Here is a 467-nt window from a genome sequence, read left to right as displayed (position 1 = left end):
CCGACATGCTGAACAATTACCTGGTCGATACCGCACCATCGAGGCTCAGAAAGCTGATCGATACGATCCGCGCAGCCGCGCCCGGAGCGAAGATCATTCTGTCGACGCTCGCACCCACCCCGGATGCGGCGACGCAGGCCCGCATCAACCAGTTCAATGCGCAGGTGGTCAGTCTCGCGAACGACGAAGCCGCGCAATTCAAGGATGTCTTCCTAGTCGACAGTTCGACGCTGATTCCGAAGGTCGGCGTGGATTACTACGACATGCTCTATCCCAACGACAACGGTCACACGAAGATCGCGAAAGTATGGCGAGATGGGATTGTGCGTGCGCTGGGATCGCCGTTTACGTCCAAGTCGGCATGAGCGTGCGGCGATGGCTCCGTCCATTTCGCCAAGCGTCGTCGGCCCGGATCGGTCATAGGTTCAGCTTTGAATGAGGACAACATGAAGAGCGTTACCCGTACG

General features: G+C 58.2%; 1 protein-coding gene. It reads left to right on the top strand.

The features are described 5' to 3' along the window. The coding region (locus J5M58_RS26745) for a GDSL-type esterase/lipase family protein (RefSeq protein WP_207880385.1) at window positions 1-365 on the top strand (365 nt) is incomplete at its 5' end. Between the last annotated feature and the right edge of the window lie 102 nt (window positions 366-467).

This window comes from Pseudomonas sp. 32_A, from assembly GCF_017490905.1.
Taxonomy (GTDB): domain Bacteria; phylum Pseudomonadota; class Gammaproteobacteria; order Pseudomonadales; family Pseudomonadaceae; genus Aquipseudomonas; species Aquipseudomonas inefficax.
This window is presented reverse-complemented; position numbering and strand designations above follow the sequence as displayed.